The following is a 17,591-nucleotide window of genomic DNA, read 5'->3' on the forward strand; positions in this document are numbered from 1 at the left end:
ACGTCTTCCATCAGTTCATTGAAAGGACCACACCATGGCCACCACAAAGCTGCTCAGCGATGCCGAGGTCGAAAAGATCCCGGCGGTGAAGGCGGTGTTCGACGATATCCGGGCGACGCGAAAATCCGACTTCGTGAACAATTTCTGGCGCGGGCTGGCCAACGATCCGGCGGCGCTGAAGCGGGTGTGGGAGCAGCTCAAGGCGGTGATGGTCGCCGACAGCGCCATCGATCCGCTGACCAAGGAGATGATCTATATAGCGGTCTCGACTGCCAATGGCTGTTCCTACTGCGTCCACTCGCACACGGCCGCCGCCCGCGCCAAGGGCATGACGGAGGCGCAGCATGGCGAGTTGGTGTCGATCATCGGGCTCGCGGGACAGACGAACCATCTGGTGACTGCGATGCAGATCCCGCTCGATCCGCAATTCGAGGTGAAGTGAAGCGCCAGCTTCCCCTTCTCCCCTTGTGGGAGAAGGTGGCCTCGCGAAGCGAGGTCGGATGAGGGGTGTTCCAAGGAACGCTAACGTCTCACTCCGCTGGAGCACCCCTCATCCGTCTCGGCGCTTCGCGCCGATCCACCTTCCCCCACAAGGGGAGAAGGGAAAGCCGCGCTACACCGGCCGATAAACCTTTTCCGCCGTGTTCCAGAAGATATCCGCTTGCGCCGCCGCGCCATGTTTCGCCACCGCCGCGCGGTGCGCTTGGATCAGCTCGGCATGGCTGGTCCAGAGCTTCTCGATCGGGAAGTTCGAGCCGAACATCAGCCGGTCGCTGCCGAGGATTTCGACCGCGTTGTCGATGATGTAGGCGATGAGCTCCGGATCGTTGCGGTGCACGAAGGTGCCGAGCCCCGACAGCTTGGCGTAGAAATTGGGCGCCGCCGAAAGCATGCGCAGACCCGCCTTCCATGCTTCGGTGGTTTCCGGCTCCATGCCGGTCAGCATGCCGGCATGGGTGAGGATGAAATTCGTCTGAGGGTTTTCGCCGACTAGTGTCAGCCCGTCCTTCATCTGCGCGGGAAAGAGCTGCAGGTCAAAGGAGAGGCCGTAATCCTTCAAACGCGCCACGTTCTTCCGCACTTTCGGATCGATCACCTGGTCAGCCGAAGCGGCGAAACGGAAGGCGGGCGTCTCGTGCCAGTGGAGCTGCATGCGCACGCCGCGCAGCAGCGGATACTTTTTCAATCGGTCGATCTGCGGGCGGACGTCGTCGACCGTCATGTCGGCATAACCGACGATGGCGTGCGGCCAGCCGGTTTCATCCGCGGTCTTCTGCAAGAAGGCGACTTCCTTCTCGAAATCCTCCTTGGCCCAGTTGGTCTGGACATAGACGGCCTTCTCGACGCCCGAGCCTTTCTGGTCCTCGAGAAACTCCGTGATCGGATAGTCGCGGCGGATCGGCTCGTAGGGGCCGAAGATGCGCGGCACCATCGGTCCGACCAGCCAGGGCTGGTCCTTCTGGCGCCAGATGTGGAAATGCGCGTCGATGGCTTTCTGCATCACGATATCCTTTTCCAGATGGAAGCGGCCGCAGGCGCAGGACGGGCGAGCGACAGGATGAAATCGGTCAGGCTCTTGACCGACGAGCCGTCGACCAGATCGTCAAGCGCCGGCAGGATGGCGCGGAGCGCCGCAGTTTCCGGGCGGAAGCGCGGATCGCCGGCGAGGGGCGTCGCCAACGACAGCCGGAAGGCGCGAGCGCTGAACCGGCGCATCGCGGTTTCGAGGTCGGAATGATCGCCGCGTTCCAGTCCGTCGGACAGGATGACGACGCAGGCGCCGCGCGCGAAGGCGGAGAAGCGCGGCACCGACAGGAAGGCGAGCAAGGTCGGGCCCATGCGGGTGCCGCCGTCCCAATCGTCGACGAGCGCCCCGGCGCGGGCGAGCGCCTGCTCGCGGTCACGAATGCGCAGCGCCGAGGTGATGCGGGTAAGCCGCGTGCCGAAGGTGAAGACTTCGGCGCGGTCTGCGCCTTGCACCGCCGCGTGAGCCAGCTTGAGATAGTCGGCGGTGTGCAGCTTCATCGATCCGGAGATATCGATGAGCAGAAGCAGTTTTCGCGATACCGCCTGCCGCCGGCGCAGCAGCGGCGACGGGATGTCGCCATCGGCGCTGACGATTTCGCTGAGCGAGCGCCGGAGGTCGAGCGTGCCGCGCGAACGCGTGCGCATGGTGCGGAAAGAACGGCGCGCGGGGAGGGCGGAGGCGAGCTTGCGGCGGAACTGGCCGAGACCATCGGGATCGCGCTGGAAATCGCGGCTGCTCAATTGCTCAAGCGCCGAGGAGAGCTCGCCGCCTTTCTCCTGGCGAGCGATCTGCTTCTCTTCCTCGCGCGTGCCGCGATCGTCCTTGACGCGGGTTTCGTCGTCTTCTTCGCCTTGGATCGGAGGCTTGGCGTCCCCGTAGAAATAGGCGCGGAAATGCGCCTCGAACTCGCCGCGGCGATCGGGTGAGGGCGCGAGCGTCGCGAGCGCTGCTTCGCGGATGTCGTTCATCGAGCGCGGGCCGAGCAGGGTCACGGCCTGCATGAAGCTGGTGATTTGTTCGGGCGCGATGGCGAAGGCGTGATGGCGCAGCAAGCGGGCGAAGCCGAGGAAGGGCGTGGTAGGACGAGGCAAGCGCTCCTCTCCCCGTTTACGGGGAGAGGATGCCGGCAGGCAGGTGAGGGGCAGCGCTACCTTCTGCCCAGGGTGGCGCTGCCCCTCATCCGCCCCTTCGGGGCACCTTCTCCCCGTAAACGGGGCGAAGGGGTTGTCGAGGTCGCGGCTCACCCCAGCGCCTCCTCGACAATCCTCCCCAGCTCCGGCGCAATCGCCGACAAATCCTCCTCGTCCTTGATCAGCACGCCGATGGCCTGCCGAAAGGCCTCCGGCCACGGGCTGCCGCCTTTTTCGAGGATCGTGGCGGCATTCGCCCATTCGACCGCTTCGGCGATGCCGGGCGGCTTGGCCAGGGGCCGCGCGCGGATCTCCTGCACGGCGTTGGCCACGGCACGTGCGGTGGCTTCCGCGACGCCCCCCGCGCGCAGCATGATGATATTGGCCTCGCGCTGGGCGTCGGGATAGCCAATCCAATGATAGACGCAGCGGCGGCGCAGCGCTTCGGCCAGCTCGCGCGTGCGGTTGGAGGTGAGGATGACGATCGGCTGCGTCGCGGCACGGATCGTGCCGCGCTCCGGGATGCTGATCTGGAAGTCTGAGAGGAATTCGAGCAGCAGCGCCTCGAACTCGTGATCCGAGCGGTCGATCTCGTCGACCAGAAGAACGCGCTGCTCCGGCGCTCGCAGCACCTGCAGCAGCGGCCGGGCGATCAGGAAGCGGTCGTCATAGATGTCGATCTCATGCTCGCCGGCATGGCGGATGGCGAGCAACTGGCGCTGATAGTTCCACTCGTAAAGCGCATGCCCGGCGTCTATGCCTTCGTAGCATTGCAGCCGCACCAGCTCGCGGCCAAGCAGTTCGGCCACCGCCTTGGCGGCCTCGGTCTTGCCGACGCCCGGCGCGCCTTCGAGCAGCAGCGGCTTGCCCAGGCGGATCGCGAGGAAGATCGCCGTCGCAAGGCTGTCGTCGGCCAGATAGCGCGAAGCGGCAAGGCGCGCGGCGATCGCCTCCGGCGAGTCCGCGACCGCAACGGCGTCGGCGCTGGTCATCTCCCCCTCAGCCCGCCGCCTGCGCCTTCAGAGCGCGCAGGATGCGCTCGGGCGTGATCGGCAGCGTGTCGATGCGCACGCCGACGGCGTCGAAGACGGCATTGGCGACGGCCGGGATCTGCGGGTTGGCGCACATCTCGCCCGGCCCCTTGGCGCCGAACGGTCCATCGGCGGAAGGCCGCTCCAAGACGATGATCTCGGTCTCTGCCAGATCGCCGGGACCCGGCATCAGATACTGGTTGAAGTCGGTGCCGCCATGGTCGCGGTTCGGGTAATAGGGCTCGGTCGTTTCGTAGAGCGCGTGGCTGATGCCCATCCACGAGCCGCCGACCAGTTGCTGCTCGACCATCTTCGGGTTGAGCGCACGGCCGATCTCGAAGACGTTCTTCACGGTGAGCACCGTCACCTCGCCGGTCTCGTCGTCGACCTCGACTTCGGCCACCGTGCAGGCATGGGCGTAGCAGGTGGAGGGCTTCATCGCGCCGGTTTCCTTCTCCGGATAGGAGCGCGGGATGAGGAACATGCCGCGCCCCGAGATCGAGCGGCCGCGCTTGAAATGCGCCGACAGCGCCACATCGAAGATCGAGATCGATTTCTGCGGCGCGCCCTTCACCAGTATGTTGCCCTCGCCGTCGGTCTCGAGGTCGGACGCATTCACCTCCAGCTCCTCGGCGGCCACTTCCAGCATCACCTGGCGGGCTTCCTTGGCCGCCTGGATGACGGCGTTGCCGGCGCGGTGCGTGCCGCGCGAGGCGAAGGTGCCCATGCAGTGCGGGCCGGTGTCGGTGTCGGCGGTGTCGATGACAACGCGGTCGGTCGGCACGCCGATCGTCTCGGCGCAGATCTGCGCCATGATCTGCTTCATGCCCTGGCCGAGATCGACGCTGGAGAGCGTGACCATGAAGTTGCCGGTCGGGGTCGAATGGACTAGCGCCTGGGTCGGGTCGCCGCCGAGGTTCATGCCGGTCGGATAGTTGATCGCGGCGACGCCGCGTCCACGCCGGATCGCCATCTCAGGCTTCCTTCCTGTAGGAGGACATCGCCATGTACTTTTCCGCCACCGGCCAGTTGGCGGCGCGCGAGGCTTCCTGCATGCATTCGATCAGCGCCGCGCCCTCGGTCGGCTGGCGATGCGCCTTCATGTCGCCGTCGCGATAGGCGTTGATGAAGCGGAATTCGAGCGGGTCCATGCCGATCAGCCGCGCCAGCTTGTCCATCTGCACCTCCAGCGCGAAGTCGCCGATGGTGACGCCGAAGCCGCGCATGGCCGACGAAGGGGTGCGGTTGGTGTAGACGCAATAGGTGTCGATCCAGACATTCGGGATCGTATAGGGGCCGGGATAGTGTGCCGCGCCCTTCTGCGCGCCATAGGGCGAGTGGCGCGAATAGGCGCCGGCGTCGGTATAACCGGTCACCTTGCGCGCGACGATGCGGCCGTCCTTCATGACGCCGTCCTTGATGATCACCTTCTCGGCGGCGCGCGGCGAGGAGATCTGCATTTCCTCCTCGCGGCTGTAAATAAAACAGACCGGGCGTCCCGTTAGCTTGGCCGCGAGGATGGCGATCGGCTCGACGATGACGTCGACCTTGCCGCCAAAACCGCCGCCAACGGTGCCGCCGACGAAATGCAGCTTCGAGCCGGGCATCTGCAGGATGATCGAGGCGTTGTCGAGGGTGAAGAACATCGCCTGCGTGTTGGTGTAGCAGGTGAAGCGGTCATTGCCTTCCGGCGCCACCACGCAGCCCGTGGTTTCGGTCGGCGCGTGCTCGATCGGCGAGGACTGGTAGGACTGTTCGAGAATGTGGTCGGCCTGGGCAAAGCCTGCCTCGACATCGCCGAAGCGCACCTTGCGGCACTCGCCGCTGTCATAGAGATAGTAATTCTGGCCGTGATATTCGTTGACCAAAGGCGCGCCGGGCTTCAGCGCTTCTTCCATGTCGAAGACGGCCGGCAACACCTCATAGTCGACCTTGACCCTGGCGGCGGCTTCCTGCGCGGCGCGCTCGGTCTCGGCCAGCACCGCCACCACGGCCTCACCCTTCCAGCGCACCTTGCCGTCGGCGAGCACGGTTTCGTCCTTGGGCCCGATCTGGATCAGTATCAGGATGGTGTAGACATTGTGCGGCACATCCCTGGCGGTCAGCACGCGCACAACGCCCGGATGTTTCTCCGCTTCCGACGTATCGATCGAGCGGATGCGGGCATGGTGGTGCGGGCTGCGCACCATCTTCAGATGCAGCATGCCCGGGAAGTTTCGGTCGGCGAAATAAACGGTCTTGCCGGTGACATGTCCCGGCGAGTCGAGCCGCGGGCGACCCTGGCCGATCTCATGCAGGCCGTCCTTGCGGACATCGGCAAAATAGTCCTTGCGCAGTTCCATGGCTCGTTCCCTCAGGCGGCGTTCTGCGAGTTGGCGCGCGCCGCAAGCAGCACCGCCTGGATGATCGGCTCGTAGCCGGTGCAGCGGCAGATGTTGCCGGACAGCGCCTCGACCACATCCTCGCGGCTTGGGTTGGGCGTGCGGTCGAGCAGAACCTTCGCGGCCATGATCATGCCCGGCGTGCAGAACCCGCATTGCGTGGCGAAGGCATCGAGGAAGGCGCGCTGCAGCGGATGCAGGACGCCGCCTTTGGCAAGGCCGGCCGTCGTTTCGATGTCGGCGCCTCCGCAGGTTTCAGCCAGCGTCAGGCAGGAGAGCCTGAGTTCTCCGTCGATGATGACCGAGCAGGCGCCGCAGGTGCCTTGGTGGCAACCGCCCTTGGGCGAGGTGTCGCCGATCTTGTCGCGCAGCGCATTGAGCAGCGTCGTGCCGCTTTCGACGAACTCGGCTTTTTCGGAGCCGTTGAGTGTGAATTGGACAGGTACTTTTGTCATTTTTCCTCCCTGCGCGCCTGCCCGGATCGGCCGGACAGACGCGCGTCCCCCACGGATATTAGTCAAGCAGCAGCCGGCCGAGATGGACCGGCAGAACCTCGGCGCGATACCAGGCGCTGGCGATCGGGTCGGTGATCGGCGCGATGCCTTCGCTCGCGGCGGTCAGGGCCGGCGCGATCTCCTGCGGGGTGAGCTTGCAGCCGAGCAGCGCCTTTTCGGCCGCTAAAGCGCGCATTGGACGATCGGCCATGCAGCCCAGCGCGATGCGCGCCGAGGCCACCGTGCCGTCCGATGCGAGCTCCAGAAGCGCCGCGATGCTCAGCACGGACACACCCTTGGGCTTGACCCGCGATACTTTCAGGAAACGGAAGCTCTCGGCTTTAGGCAATGCAATATTCACCGCGGTCAGTATGGCGCGGCTGGTGTCCCGACCGGCCAAAAAAGTCTCGACCGGCACTTCGCCGTCTTCGATGACGACGGTCGCGTCCAGCGCCAGCAGCGCCACCGCGAAATCCCCATAAGGGGCAGGGGCGAACAGATTGCCGCCGACGGTCGCCATGTTGCGGATCGCCGGCCCGCCGACGGCGCGCGCGGCCGGCGCAAGCGCGGCGAGCTCGGGATGGCGGGCAATCGCGGCCATGGTGACCGAAGCGCCGAGCCGGACCTTGCCGCCGGAAACCGCGATCTGCGAGAGGTTGGGATCGTTGACGCGGATCAGGTTGGAGACGGCAACGTCGCCTTCATTGGCCGCGCGGACGACAAGCGTGCCACCGCCGAGATAGCGTGTCCCAGCGGCCTGCAAGGCGGCATTGGCGTCTTTCACGCTCGAAAAAGTCTGCAGCGCAAGCGACATGGCGCGCTCCCGTCAGCTCTGGCCGGCGAAATGGGCCTTCAGGGCATTGAAGCCGCCCTGGAAGACATTGGCGCCCATGCCCTCGGCCAGCTTGTCGGCCTCTTCGGGCGCGGCGTCGAAGCTCGCTGTCCATTCGGCATAGGTGCGGTTGCCGTCGGTGACGCGCCGCAACTGCAGCGTCGCCTTGTGATTGGTGAGCGGCTGCGGCGTCTCGAGGATCGAATAGCTGACCAGGAAGTTCTCATCCGAGAAATCGAGCAGCTTCTCGCGCAGCCGCGCGCCGCTGACCAGTTGGAAGTTGCGCACGCAGCCGATCGCGGTGGCGTCCTTGCCGTTCTCGATATGGCTTTCCACCATGCGCGGATGCCAACTGGGCAAACCATTGAAGTCGCGGATGCGCGCCCAGACCTGCTCGACCGGCGCGTCGATGACGCTGGAGATGGTGACTTTCGCCATAGACTGGTTCCCTTGCAAAGATCGGGAGCAGACTAGGGCGGCCGGCGGGCCGGCGCTTATCAATGCGTCTTGAGCCCGTATCAACCAGTCGGAAAAACCGGCGCGTCGATTTTCAGGTGATGCCGGCCTGCAAATGGCGGCTTCCTGCGCTTCCGGTGCTCACGTAGCTAAAGTACGCTCCGCTCCGGCCTTCGCCGGCCGAAGCCCTCATAAGTGTCTTTGCTCTATGAAGGCTACGGCCGGCGTAGGCCGGTTCTCGGAAGCCATCCAGTTTGGTCGCTTCGCGCCCGTCTTCGACTCCGGCTCGGCCTGACCTGAATCTCAAAGCGCCTTACGCTGTCGCCCGCGCGGCTTCGCGGTAGAGCGTCGGCGGCACGCCGACATGGTCGCGGAAGAAGCGCGAGAAATTACCCTGGGTGGTGAAGCCGAGATTGCAGGCGACCGAGATCAGCGGTTCCTGCGACCACTGCAGCTGGCGCACGGCTTCCTCCATGCGCAGCGTGTTCCAGTAGACGTTCGGCGTCAGATTGGTCTGTTCCTTGAACAGCGCGAAGAAATGCGGTCGGGAGAGCCCGACCGAACGAGCGACGTCGTCGAAGGAGATGCGTTCGCAGACATTGGCCTTCATCAACTGGATCGCCTTGCGGACACGGAAATCGAGCATCGTGTTGATGCGCGCGCGGGCTGTCTGTGGCGCGGATGTGTCGGCCGCATCGAGAACACTGTCTATGAAACGCTCGATCTCGTAATTGGCGACGTCGTCGATGCTCTCATTGTCGGCCAGATGATCGAGCAGGTTCGCCGCCGCCTGGTGCAGCCAAGGCTCCAGCGTGATCGCCGCTTGCGCGAACAGCGGCGCGGAGGAGGGCAGGTCGCGGCGCCGGCGCGCCCAATCCGGGTCGATGTAGAAGGCGAGGAACAGGCCCGGCTTGCCGTCGCGGGAAAGGGCGTGGCTGTGCGGCTGGAACGAATTGATGCCGGCCGCGGTGCCAGGCCCAAGCCGCACCGTTTCGCGGCCGATGGTCATTTCGCCTGCCGTGCCTTCCAGCCAGATGATGAGATGAGCCTCGCCATGGGCATGGGTGACGAAGTCGTTGGCGACATTCAGCACGGAAACATGTCCGAACCGGCCCCAATAGAGCCTGATCGCGTCCGTCATGGCTATCGTTCCTCCCGCAGGCGACTGGCCTCCCTTCGCCTGCCGGGCAATAGTGCGGCTGAGTTTGCGGTTGCGTCAAGGCGCGCAATGATGACAGACGTTTGGAGGCGGCCGTCGGGGCGGATTTTCAGACTGGGCGATAGGCGCGGCTTTCCCTTCTCCCCTTGTGGGAGAAGGTGTCGCCGAAGGCGACGGATGAGGGGTGCTCCAGGGAAAGCCAGCGTCTCACTCCGCTGGAACACCCCTCATCCGTCTCGGCGCTATCGCGCCGATCCACCTTCTCCCACAAGGGGAGAAGGCGAGGCCGCGCACTTCAGTCACTACGCCTGAAATTGCGGATGCGGTCGAACAGAACCGCCAGGATGATCGCGCCGCCGATGAAGGTGCCTTGCCAGAAGGCGTTGATGCCAAGCAGGCCGAGGCTGTTGCGGATCACCTCGATGAGGGCGGCGCCGACGATGGCGCCGAGCGCGGTGCCGACGCCGCCGGCGAGATTGGCGCCGCCGATGACGGTGGCTGCAATCACCTGCAGCTCCATGCCGTTGCCGAGATTGGTGGTGACGGCGCCCAGCCATCCGGTCTGGATGATGCCGGCAAGCCCTGCCGACAGTGCCGAGATCATGTAGACGACGACCTTGATCTGCTTGACGGGAACGCCGGTCAGCGTCGCCGCATGCTCATTGCCGCCGATGGCGAAGATGTGCCGGCCGAATTTGGTCCAGCGCAGGATGAAGCCGGTGATCCCCGCCAGGAGGATCATGTAGAGCACCGGATTGGCGATGCCGAAAACCCAGGCGCCGCCGCCCAATGACAAAAGCTTCTGGTGGTCCGGCCCGAACTGGAACACCACGGTGTTGTTCGAGGCGACCATGGCAAGGCTGCGCGCCACCGACAGCATGCCGAGCGTGACCACGAAAGGCGGGAAGCCGAGATAGGCGATGAGCAGGCCGTTGAAGGCGCCGATCGCAAGCGCGGTGGCGATCGAGGCCAGGATGCCCACCTCGATCGAATAGCCGGCATGCATGGTGACGGCGAGCACCATCGAGGATAGGCAAAGCACCGAGCCGACCGAAAGGTCGATGCCGCCGGTAATGATGACGAAGGTCATGCCGAGCGCGACGATGGCGACGAAGGTGATATTGCGCGTAATGTTGAAGATGTTCTTCGGCGTGGCGAAGGAATCGGTGGCGACGGACAGGAACAGGCAGGCGAGGATGACCGCGATCACCACCCAGAAAGTCTGGTTGGCAAAAAGCCGCGACAGGAAGGTGTGCTGCTTCTGCGCGATCGTCTGGTCAAGTGTGACTGCCATTATCGACCTTTCCTGAGGCGTGGACGCCCGATCCACGCGACTACGCAACCTGTTCGATGGCGCCGGTGATCAACCCGGTGACTTCCTCGGGCGAGCTCGAGGCGATTTTCTTGTCGGCCACCTTGCGGCCGCGCCGCATGACGATAACACGGTCGGCGACGTCGAACACGTCGGGCATGCGGTGGCTGATCAGCACCACGGCGATGCCCTGATCGCGCAGGTGGCGGATGAGATTGAGCACTTCGGCGACCTGCCTGACCGAAATCGCCGCCGTCGGCTCGTCCATCAGCACGATCTTGGCCTGCGACAGCATGGTGCGGGCAATCGCCACCGCCTGGCGCTGGCCGCCCGACATCTGCTTGACGAGGTCGCGCGGCCGCGTCTCGGATTTCAGCTCGGCAAAGAGCTGGCCGGCGCGCTTGTACATCGCGCCATAGTCGAGAATGCGCAGCGGACCGAAGCCGCGGCGCAGCTCGCGGCCGAGATAGACGTTGGCCGCGGCCGTCAGATTGTTGCAGAGCGCAAGGTCCTGGTGGACGATCTCGATGCCGTGCTGGCGTGCATCCGCCGGCTTGTGCATGACAAGGTCCTTGCCCTCCAGCCGCATGGTGCCGTGGCTCGGGTGGAAATTGCCAGCGATCATCTTCACCAGCGTCGACTTGCCGGCACCGTTGTCGCCCATCAGGCCGACGACCTCACCAGCTTCCAGCGAAAACGATACATCGTTGACCGCCTGGATGGCGCCGAAATGCTTCGAGATGTTGGCGAGTTCCAGAACCGACACCAGCCTTAAGCCTCCCCGTTGTTGGCGCAACTGGCCACCGAACCCGGCGGCGCCGCTTGCGTCTTGCCCCGTCCATCTCCTCCCGAACGGTGCGTCCACGCATTTAGGCAAAAGCGGACGGGGGCGTCAATCAATTGTCTGATGATTAATTTCGACACTCGACGAAAAATCGGTTTTGTAGGACAAATAGCAATTGACGCTGGCGAAAAGCCGATATTAGCTAAGCTTTGGAACAAGACTTTGCCAATCGTCCGTCTATCCGGCGGAGGCAGGCAGATGGTTTGAGGGTAAAGGATTCGGCTGCATCGGTATTCGGGCGGACGGATCGGCAAATGCTTATCAGCCCGGCGCGGGGCGCGAACATCATGAGATGCTCGTCGTGGTTCTTGTGTATCCGGGTTGATCAGTGTGGCGGGCACGCGGTGTCCGTCTGTTTCAAGGGAGGACTGACATGAGGAAAACACTTTTGCTTGCCGCCGTCGCCGCCATGGCGTTGGGCGCCGGGCCGGCTTTGGCCAAGAAACAGCTCGTCATCGTTGTGAAGGGTCTCGACAATCCGTTCTTCGAAGCCATCCATCAGGGCTGCGAGAAGTGGAACAAGGAAAACGCCAGCTCGGAATATGAATGCTTCTACACTGGCCCGGCATCGACTTCCGACGAGGCCGGCGAGGCGCAGATCGTGCAGGATATGCTGAGCAAGCCAGACACGGTGGCGATGGCGATCTCGCCGTCGAACGCGCCGCTGATCGCGCAGACGATCAAGAGCGCCAATCCGTCGATCCCGATCATGACGGTCGACGCCGACCTTGCCAAGGAAGACGCCGCCCTTCGCAAGACCTATCTCGGCACCGACAACTACCTGATGGGCAAGAAGATCGGCGAGTACATCAAGAAGGCCAAGCCGAATGGCGGCACGATCTGCACGATCGAGGGCAATCCGGCTGCCGACAACATCCTGCGTCGCGCGCAAGGCATGCGCGATGCGCTGACCGGGAAGGAAGGTCTTGCAGCACTTGCCGGCGAAGGTGGCTGGACCGAAGCTCCCGGCTGCCCGGTGTTCACCAATGACGACGGCGCCAAAGGCGTGCAGGCGATGACCGACATCCTCGCCGCCAACCCGAAGCTCGACGCCTTCGGCATCATGGGTGGCTGGCCGCTGTTCGGCGCGCCGCAGCCTTATCGCGACCTGTTCAAGCCGATGGCCGACAAGATCGCCAAGAACGAGTTCGTCATCGGCGCCGCCGACACGATCGGCGACGAGGTGGCGATCGCCAAGGAAGGCTTGGTGACCGCGCTGGTCGGCCAGCGGCCTTTCGAGATGGGCTACAAGGCGCCGGCAGTGATGCTCGACCTCATCGGTGGCAAGAAGGTCGACGATCCGGTCTTCACCGGCCTCGACGAATGCACCAAGGAAACGGCCGACACCTGCATCCAGAAGTAGGCGCTGGTCGCATCCATAACCAATGCAACAGGGGCGCCGCGAGGCGCCCCTGACTTTTGTGCTCTTGATGAAGGCGCTTTCGTCTCAGATCTTCTGCTTCACGCCGTCCTTCGAAGGCATCAGGTCGACGCCGTTGAGCTTGCCGATATGCGTGGCGAGCATCGGCACATACTGTTCCGTGGGACCGGCGGCGAAGGCTGTCGCAAAGGAATTCTTGGTCGCGTTGCCCAGAGGATTGGCGATGCCGGCCGCGCCCGCCATCGATTCCAGATAGGTCAGGTCCTTGAAGGCATTGGCGATGGTGAATTTGTGGGCGTCGCGGTCGCCCTCCAGCGTCCAGCGCATGAAGGTCTGGTAGAAGCCGCAATCCATGCGGCCGTTGCGAATGACGCTGTCGAAGCGGGGCGGCGAGATGCCGACCTTCTCGGCCAGCGCCAGCGCCTCGGAATAGATCGCGGCGTAGCCCAGCGAGATGAAGTTGTTGAGCAGCTTCATGCGGTGGCCGTCGCCGGTATCGCCGATATGAACGATGCGGCCGGCCCAGGTCTCGAGCACCGGCTTCAGCCTGGCGAACACGGCGTCAGGCGCGCCGACCATGGCGTCGAGCGTGCCTTCCCAGGCCTCCTTCGGCGTGCGGCTGAGCGGCGCATCGACATAGTCGACGCCGAGCGCCTTGAGTTCGGCGGCCAGGGCCACGGTCGAGACCGGATCGGAGGTCGAGCAATCGACGACGACCGAGCCTTGCTTCAGGCCCTCCTTCAGCCCGTCGGGGCCGCGGATGATCGCCTCCACCTCGCGCGAGCCGGTGACGCAGATGAAGACGATGTCGGAGGCCGCGGCCACCTCCTTGGACGTGGCAACTTCCTTGGCGCCGCGTCCGGCCAAGTCTTCCGCCGGCTTGCGGTTCTTGCGACCGAGGAAGGTCAGCGGATAGCCCTTGTCGACGATGTTCTTGGCGATGCCGTGCCCCATCAGGCCAAGGCCGATGAAACCGATGTTCTCGCGGGCAGCGGTGGTGCTCATGTCGTCTCTTCCTTGTCTTTCATGGTGATGGGCGCCCGCGCGGCGGGCGATTGTCCAGAAGGTTTCCGCGGATCGCGGGTGGCGGGCGATCGCGGAATGTCATATTGTCTGACAATACACATAATTACCTAGCATTGTGGAGAGCAAAATGACGAAGCGGATCATGTTCACCGGCGGCAGCGGCAAGGCTGGCCGGCATGTCGTGGAATATCTGGTCGAACATGGCTGCCAGGTGCTCAACATCGACACCAAGCCGCTCGATAATCCGAAGGTGCGCACTTTGGTCACCGACATCACCGACAGCGGCCAGGTTTTCAACGCGCTGTCGAGCTATATGGGTCTGCACGAGTTCGACCCGTCGTTGAGATCGCAGCCGGTCGACGCCGTGGTGCATTTCGCGGCGATCCCGCGCATCATGATCACGCCGGACAACGAGGTGTTCCGCATCAACGCGATGGGCACCTATAATGTCATCGAGGCGGCGGTGAAGCTCGGCATCCGCAAGGTTATCATCGCTTCCAGCGAGACGACCTACGGTCTTGTCTTCGCCAACGAGCCTCGCAATCCGACGCATTTCCCGCTCGACGAGGATTATGACGTCGACCCGATGGACTCCTATGCGCTGTCGAAGATCGTCAACGAGAAGACTGCGCGGGCTTTCGCGTTGCGCAGCGGCTTCGACATCTATGCGCTGCGCATCGGCAATGTCATCGAGCCGCATGAATATTCGCTATTCCCGAAATGGTTCGCTGATCCCGGTTTCCGCAAGCGCATCGCCTGGAGCTATATCGATGCGCGCGATCTCGGCCAGATCACCTTGCGCGCCATCGAGAAGGACGGCCTGGGCTATCAGGTGTTCAACGCGGCCAACGACGACACCTCGTCGGACCTGCCGACGGCGGAGCTGTTGAAGCGCTTTTATCCGGGCGTGCCGGTCAAGGCCGAGCTTGGCGAATATGAGACGCTGCTTTCGAACCGCAAGGCGCGCGATGTGCTTGGCTTCCGGCCCGAGCACAGCTGGCGCAAATACGTCAAGACGGCGTGAGCCGGCGGCAAATGCCGGTTGATCTGTGCACATCCTCGCGCATTGCGGCAAAGCGGGCTTGCCCAGCTTGACAGCTTCTGAAAACGGGATTTTGTGGAACCATGCGGGACGCTAAGCCGAACAACGAAAAGAGGCCGACAAAAATGGCAACGGCGGAGCGTCCGTCCGGCGTTCGCCGGGCCAACGCGTCACGCATCCCGGGCGCCAGCGTGCATGCTTCGCTTGCGAGTGAAATCGGCCTTCGGATCGTGCGCGGCGACTATCCGCCGGGCACCATCCTGCCCAATGAGGCCAAATGGTCGGAGACCTTCGACGTCAGCCGCTCGGCGGTGCGCGAGGCGATCAAGATGCTGATGGCAAAGAGCCTTCTGGCCTCGCGACCGAAGATCGGCAGCTGGGTCGAACCGAAGGAACGCTGGAACCTTCTCGACCGCGACGTGCTCGCCTGGTACGCGACCTCGCCGGACCGCGAGGTGTTCCTCAAGACCGTGCAGGAGTTCCGCCACATCATCGAGCCGGAGGCGACGGCCTTCGCGGCGATGCGGCGCACCCGCGAGCAGATGGCCGAGATCAGCCAGGCCTGTCGCGAGATGGGCGAGGCGACCAACCTGCAGGAGCGCACGCGGGCCGACACGCGCTTCCACCTTGCCATCCTCAGGGCTTCGGGCAACGACCTGCTGGTGCCGCTGGGCGTCTTGATCGAATCCGCCTTCGACCATCTCTTCACCTATACGACGCGCGAGCTCGACAATCTGCAGCACGCCCAGAAACTGCATGAGGCGATCGAACGCAGTATCCGCCTGCAAAGGCCGGACGCGGCGCGCAATGCGGTGCGCAAGCTGCTGGCCAATACCGACGAAGTGATCCGGTCGCGTTAGGGTCTTGTACCAGACCAGTTCGCCAGCACAGAAACTTTGACCGCTGCCCGTGCGTGCGTTGGCAGATCCCATGCCTTGGCCAAGACGCCTATCGCGGTCGTCATCCACGGGCGGAGCAAGGAGCGAAGCGACGCGCGCAGACCCGAGGATCCATGCCGTGACTTGGAAGCGCCGCGGCGGTCCAGAATTCTGCACCGTTGCACACTTCGGTCGATGTAACGGCATGGATTCTAGGGTCTACGCTCCGCTTCGCGTAGCTCCGCCCTAGAATGACGAGGTTGGGGTCTTCAGCTCATCGCCAGCGTTTGCGCTGGCTACCCCAAACGGATGTTGATAGCCTTGCCCGACAAGCCTGCATCCAATCCCTGCGTTGAGGAACTGGTGCTAGCGCTCCCAGCAACCCTCAATCCTGCTTTTCGCGACCGAAGGCGACACGCAGCTCGTCCTTCGCCTTTTCCAACACCTTCTTGCGCTCGTCAGGCAGATTCTTGCCGGCACGGTTGATGTAGAAATTCAACATCGACATGGCGGATTGGAACGGCTCTGCCTTGCGGCGGTGGCTGTGCTCGGCCGAGCGCTTGAGCGAGGCGGCGATCTTCTTCGCGTCATCGGATTCGAAGACGTGCTCCTCGAGATCGAGGGCGTCGCTGTGTTCGGTCACGTCGGCCGACCATTTCTTCTTGGCGGTCATGACAAACTCCTTCCTTCAGAGAAACCCCATGAGGTGAGGCGGGTTCCCGGTTCTGGAGCCACGGATTTGCCGGTCGTGGCGCTGCTCGGCTCAGGAAATGGGCCGATAGTGCGCTCAAACGCGCGATCTCGAAGAAATCGCGAACAGGAGACGCCGTGACGACAATTCCAGGAAACGCGGCAAACAGCGCCGGCATCGATAGCTTCTATGCATGGACGCGGCTCGGGATCTCCTTGCTGCTGGCGACGATCGGCGGCGTCGGCATGTGGGCCGTAGTCGTGGTCCTGCCCGCCGTGCAGGCCGAGTTCGGCGTCGATCGTGCCGCCGCCTCGATGCCTTACACCGCTACCATGGTAGGATTCGCCGCCGGCAATGTGCTGGTCGGCCGCGCCATCGACCGTGTCGGTTACTGGATCCCGGCGCTGGTTTCCTCGATGGCCCTGGTTGCAGGCTTCGCACTGGCGTCGCTCTCCACTTCGATCCTGCAATTCACGCTCGCCCAAGGCTTGCTCATCGGGGTGGGGACATCGGCGATTTTCGGACCGCTGATCGCCGACATCTCGCACTGGTTCAACCGCCGGCGCGGCGTTGCCGTGGCTACGGCCGCGGCCGGCAGCTATCTCGCCGGAACGGTCTGGCCAGCAATCATACCGCCGCTGATGAAGGCGGAGGGTTGGCGCTTCACCTATGTGGCTATCGGCATCGCTTGCCTGGTGACTATGGCGCCGCTGGTCATAATGCTGCGACGTCGCGCCCCGGTGGTCGTCGCAGGCTCGCCAGGCGCACGCCCGGTCCAGCCGATCTCATTGTCGCCGGCCGCCCTTCAGGCGCTGCTCGTCATAGCCGGTCTTGGCTGTTGCGTGGCGATGTCGATGCCGCAGGTGCATATCGTCGCCTATTGCATGGACCTCGGCTATGGTGTCGCCCACGGCGCCGATATGCTGTCGATCATGATGGCCGCCGGCGTCGTCAGCCGCCTTGCTTCCGGCTTCGTCGCCGACCGTATCGGCGGGGTGAGGACCTTGCTGATCGGTTCGGTGCTGCAGTGCCTGTCGCTGTTCTTCTACATTCCCTTCGACGGTCTTGCCTCGCTCTATGTCGTCTCGCTGGTGTTCGGCCTGTCGCAAGGCGGCATCGTGCCCTGCTATGCGATCATCGTGCGCGAATACATGCCCGCCAAGGAGGCCGGCCAGCGCGTCGGCGTCGTCATCATGGCGACGATTTTCGGCATGGCTATCGGCGGCTGGATGTCGGGCTGGATCTACGATCTCACCGGATCTTACGCGGCCGCGTTCCTCAACGGAATTGGGTGGAACCTGCTCAACATCCTGATGATGGTCGTGGTGTTCTGGAGGGCAAGGCGCAGCGGCGTCGTCATGGCCTGACGGCTCGCGCCGGCGCTTCTCCTGAAATGCCCTCAGCTT

18 protein-coding genes are annotated in these 17,591 nt (G+C 63.9%); 5 read left to right on the forward strand and 13 right to left on the reverse strand.

What is annotated here, in order from left to right:
• Nucleotides 1-34: 34 nt before the first annotated feature.
• Nucleotides 35-442, forward strand: a complete 408-nt coding sequence (locus LB523_RS01945) for a carboxymuconolactone decarboxylase family protein (protein ID WP_224600717.1) — start codon at nucleotides 35-37, stop codon at nucleotides 440-442.
• A gap of 171 nt (nucleotides 443-613) precedes the next feature.
• Here LB523_RS01945 and LB523_RS01950 read toward each other — a convergent pair whose 3' ends face one another.
• The 11 genes from LB523_RS01950 to LB523_RS02000 all read right to left on the reverse strand — a co-directional run bounded on the left by LB523_RS01950 (nucleotide 614) and on the right by LB523_RS02000 (nucleotide 11,089).
• Nucleotides 614-1,501 carry an amidohydrolase family protein gene (locus tag LB523_RS01950; RefSeq protein WP_224600718.1) on the reverse strand — a complete coding sequence of 296 codons (888 nt, stop codon included), beginning with the start codon at nucleotides 1,499-1,501 and terminating at the stop codon, nucleotides 614-616.
• The gene (locus LB523_RS01955) at nucleotides 1,501-2,619 is read right to left on the reverse strand and encodes a vWA domain-containing protein (RefSeq protein ID WP_224600719.1); all 1,119 of its coding nucleotides are present in this window, start codon (nucleotides 2,617-2,619) and stop codon (nucleotides 1,501-1,503) included. Before LB523_RS01955 ends, LB523_RS01950 begins: the two co-directional genes overlap by 1 nt.
• A 149-nt stretch (nucleotides 2,620-2,768) precedes the next feature.
• Entirely contained in the window at nucleotides 2,769-3,650 is an 882-nt protein-coding gene (locus tag LB523_RS01960) for an AAA family ATPase (RefSeq protein ID WP_224600720.1), read from the reverse strand.
• Nucleotides 3,651-3,657: 7 nt separating this feature from the next.
• On the reverse strand, nucleotides 3,658-4,662 hold the full coding sequence (locus LB523_RS29225; protein ID WP_263492968.1) for a xanthine dehydrogenase family protein molybdopterin-binding subunit: 1,005 nt from the start codon (nucleotides 4,660-4,662) through the stop codon (nucleotides 3,658-3,660).
• A 1-nt stretch (nucleotide 4,663) separates the two neighbouring features.
• Nucleotides 4,664-6,031 carry a xanthine dehydrogenase family protein molybdopterin-binding subunit gene (locus tag LB523_RS29230; RefSeq protein ID WP_263492969.1) on the reverse strand — a complete coding sequence of 456 codons (1,368 nt, stop codon included), beginning with the start codon at nucleotides 6,029-6,031 and terminating at the stop codon, nucleotides 4,664-4,666.
• Nucleotides 6,032-6,042: 11 nt separating this feature from the next.
• Entirely contained in the window at nucleotides 6,043-6,525 is a 483-nt protein-coding gene (locus LB523_RS01975; protein WP_224600721.1) for a (2Fe-2S)-binding protein, read from the reverse strand.
• Nucleotides 6,526-6,583: 58 nt separating this feature from the next.
• Entirely contained in the window at nucleotides 6,584-7,378 is a 795-nt protein-coding gene (locus tag LB523_RS01980) for an FAD binding domain-containing protein (protein ID WP_224600722.1), read from the reverse strand.
• A 12-nt stretch (nucleotides 7,379-7,390) separates the two neighbouring features.
• Nucleotides 7,391-7,834: an SRPBCC family protein gene (locus LB523_RS01985; protein ID WP_224600723.1), complete on the reverse strand. Its 444-nt coding sequence runs from the start codon at nucleotides 7,832-7,834 to the stop codon at nucleotides 7,391-7,393.
• 331 nt (nucleotides 7,835-8,165) lie between these two features.
• The gene (locus tag LB523_RS01990; protein ID WP_224600724.1) at nucleotides 8,166-8,993 is read right to left on the reverse strand and encodes an AraC family transcriptional regulator; all 828 of its coding nucleotides are present in this window, start codon (nucleotides 8,991-8,993) and stop codon (nucleotides 8,166-8,168) included.
• Between the two features lie 313 nt (nucleotides 8,994-9,306).
• On the reverse strand, nucleotides 9,307-10,305 hold the full coding sequence (locus tag LB523_RS01995; RefSeq protein ID WP_224600725.1) for an ABC transporter permease: 999 nt from the start codon (nucleotides 10,303-10,305) through the stop codon (nucleotides 9,307-9,309).
• Nucleotides 10,306-10,345: 40 nt separating this feature from the next.
• Nucleotides 10,346-11,089, reverse strand: coding sequence for an ATP-binding cassette domain-containing protein (locus LB523_RS02000; RefSeq protein WP_095768909.1), 744 nt, complete (start codon nucleotides 11,087-11,089; stop codon nucleotides 10,346-10,348).
• 451 nt (nucleotides 11,090-11,540) lie between these two features.
• On the opposite strand from LB523_RS02000, the gene LB523_RS02005 reads away from it, so the two are divergent.
• A complete protein-coding gene (locus LB523_RS02005) occupies nucleotides 11,541-12,530 on the forward strand; it encodes a sugar-binding protein (protein WP_140838867.1) in 990 nt (329 codons plus the stop codon).
• An 84-nt stretch (nucleotides 12,531-12,614) separates the two neighbouring features.
• Here the strand turns inward: LB523_RS02005 and LB523_RS02010 are convergent, their stop codons facing one another.
• Nucleotides 12,615-13,604 carry an NAD(P)-dependent oxidoreductase gene (locus LB523_RS02010; RefSeq protein ID WP_224600992.1) on the reverse strand — a complete coding sequence of 330 codons (990 nt, stop codon included), beginning with the start codon at nucleotides 13,602-13,604 and terminating at the stop codon, nucleotides 12,615-12,617.
• 97 nt (nucleotides 13,605-13,701) lie between these two features.
• Here LB523_RS02010 and LB523_RS02015 point away from each other — a divergent pair, with 97 nt between their 5' ends.
• Both LB523_RS02015 and LB523_RS02020 read left to right on the forward strand, forming a co-directional pair.
• A complete protein-coding gene (locus tag LB523_RS02015) occupies nucleotides 13,702-14,598 on the forward strand; it encodes an NAD-dependent epimerase/dehydratase family protein (protein ID WP_224531872.1) in 897 nt (298 codons plus the stop codon).
• A gap of 101 nt (nucleotides 14,599-14,699) precedes the next feature.
• The gene (locus LB523_RS02020; protein ID WP_224600726.1) at nucleotides 14,700-15,476 is read left to right on the forward strand and encodes a FadR/GntR family transcriptional regulator; all 777 of its coding nucleotides are present in this window, start codon (nucleotides 14,700-14,702) and stop codon (nucleotides 15,474-15,476) included.
• 403 nt (nucleotides 15,477-15,879) lie between these two features.
• On the opposite strand, the gene LB523_RS02025 is transcribed toward LB523_RS02020, so the two are convergent.
• Nucleotides 15,880-16,167 (reverse strand): DUF3175 domain-containing protein, encoded by a 288-nt coding sequence (locus LB523_RS02025; protein ID WP_140544432.1) that lies wholly within the window; start codon nucleotides 16,165-16,167, stop codon nucleotides 15,880-15,882.
• 155 nt (nucleotides 16,168-16,322) lie between these two features.
• On the opposite strand from LB523_RS02025, the gene LB523_RS02030 reads away from it, so the two are divergent.
• Nucleotides 16,323-17,552, forward strand: coding sequence for an MFS transporter (locus tag LB523_RS02030; protein ID WP_224600727.1), 1,230 nt, complete (start codon nucleotides 16,323-16,325; stop codon nucleotides 17,550-17,552).
• Nucleotides 17,553-17,591: the final 39 nt, after the last annotated feature.

The organism is Mesorhizobium sp. ESP-6-4 (genome assembly GCF_020164735.1).
GTDB lineage: Bacteria > Pseudomonadota > Alphaproteobacteria > Rhizobiales > Rhizobiaceae > Mesorhizobium.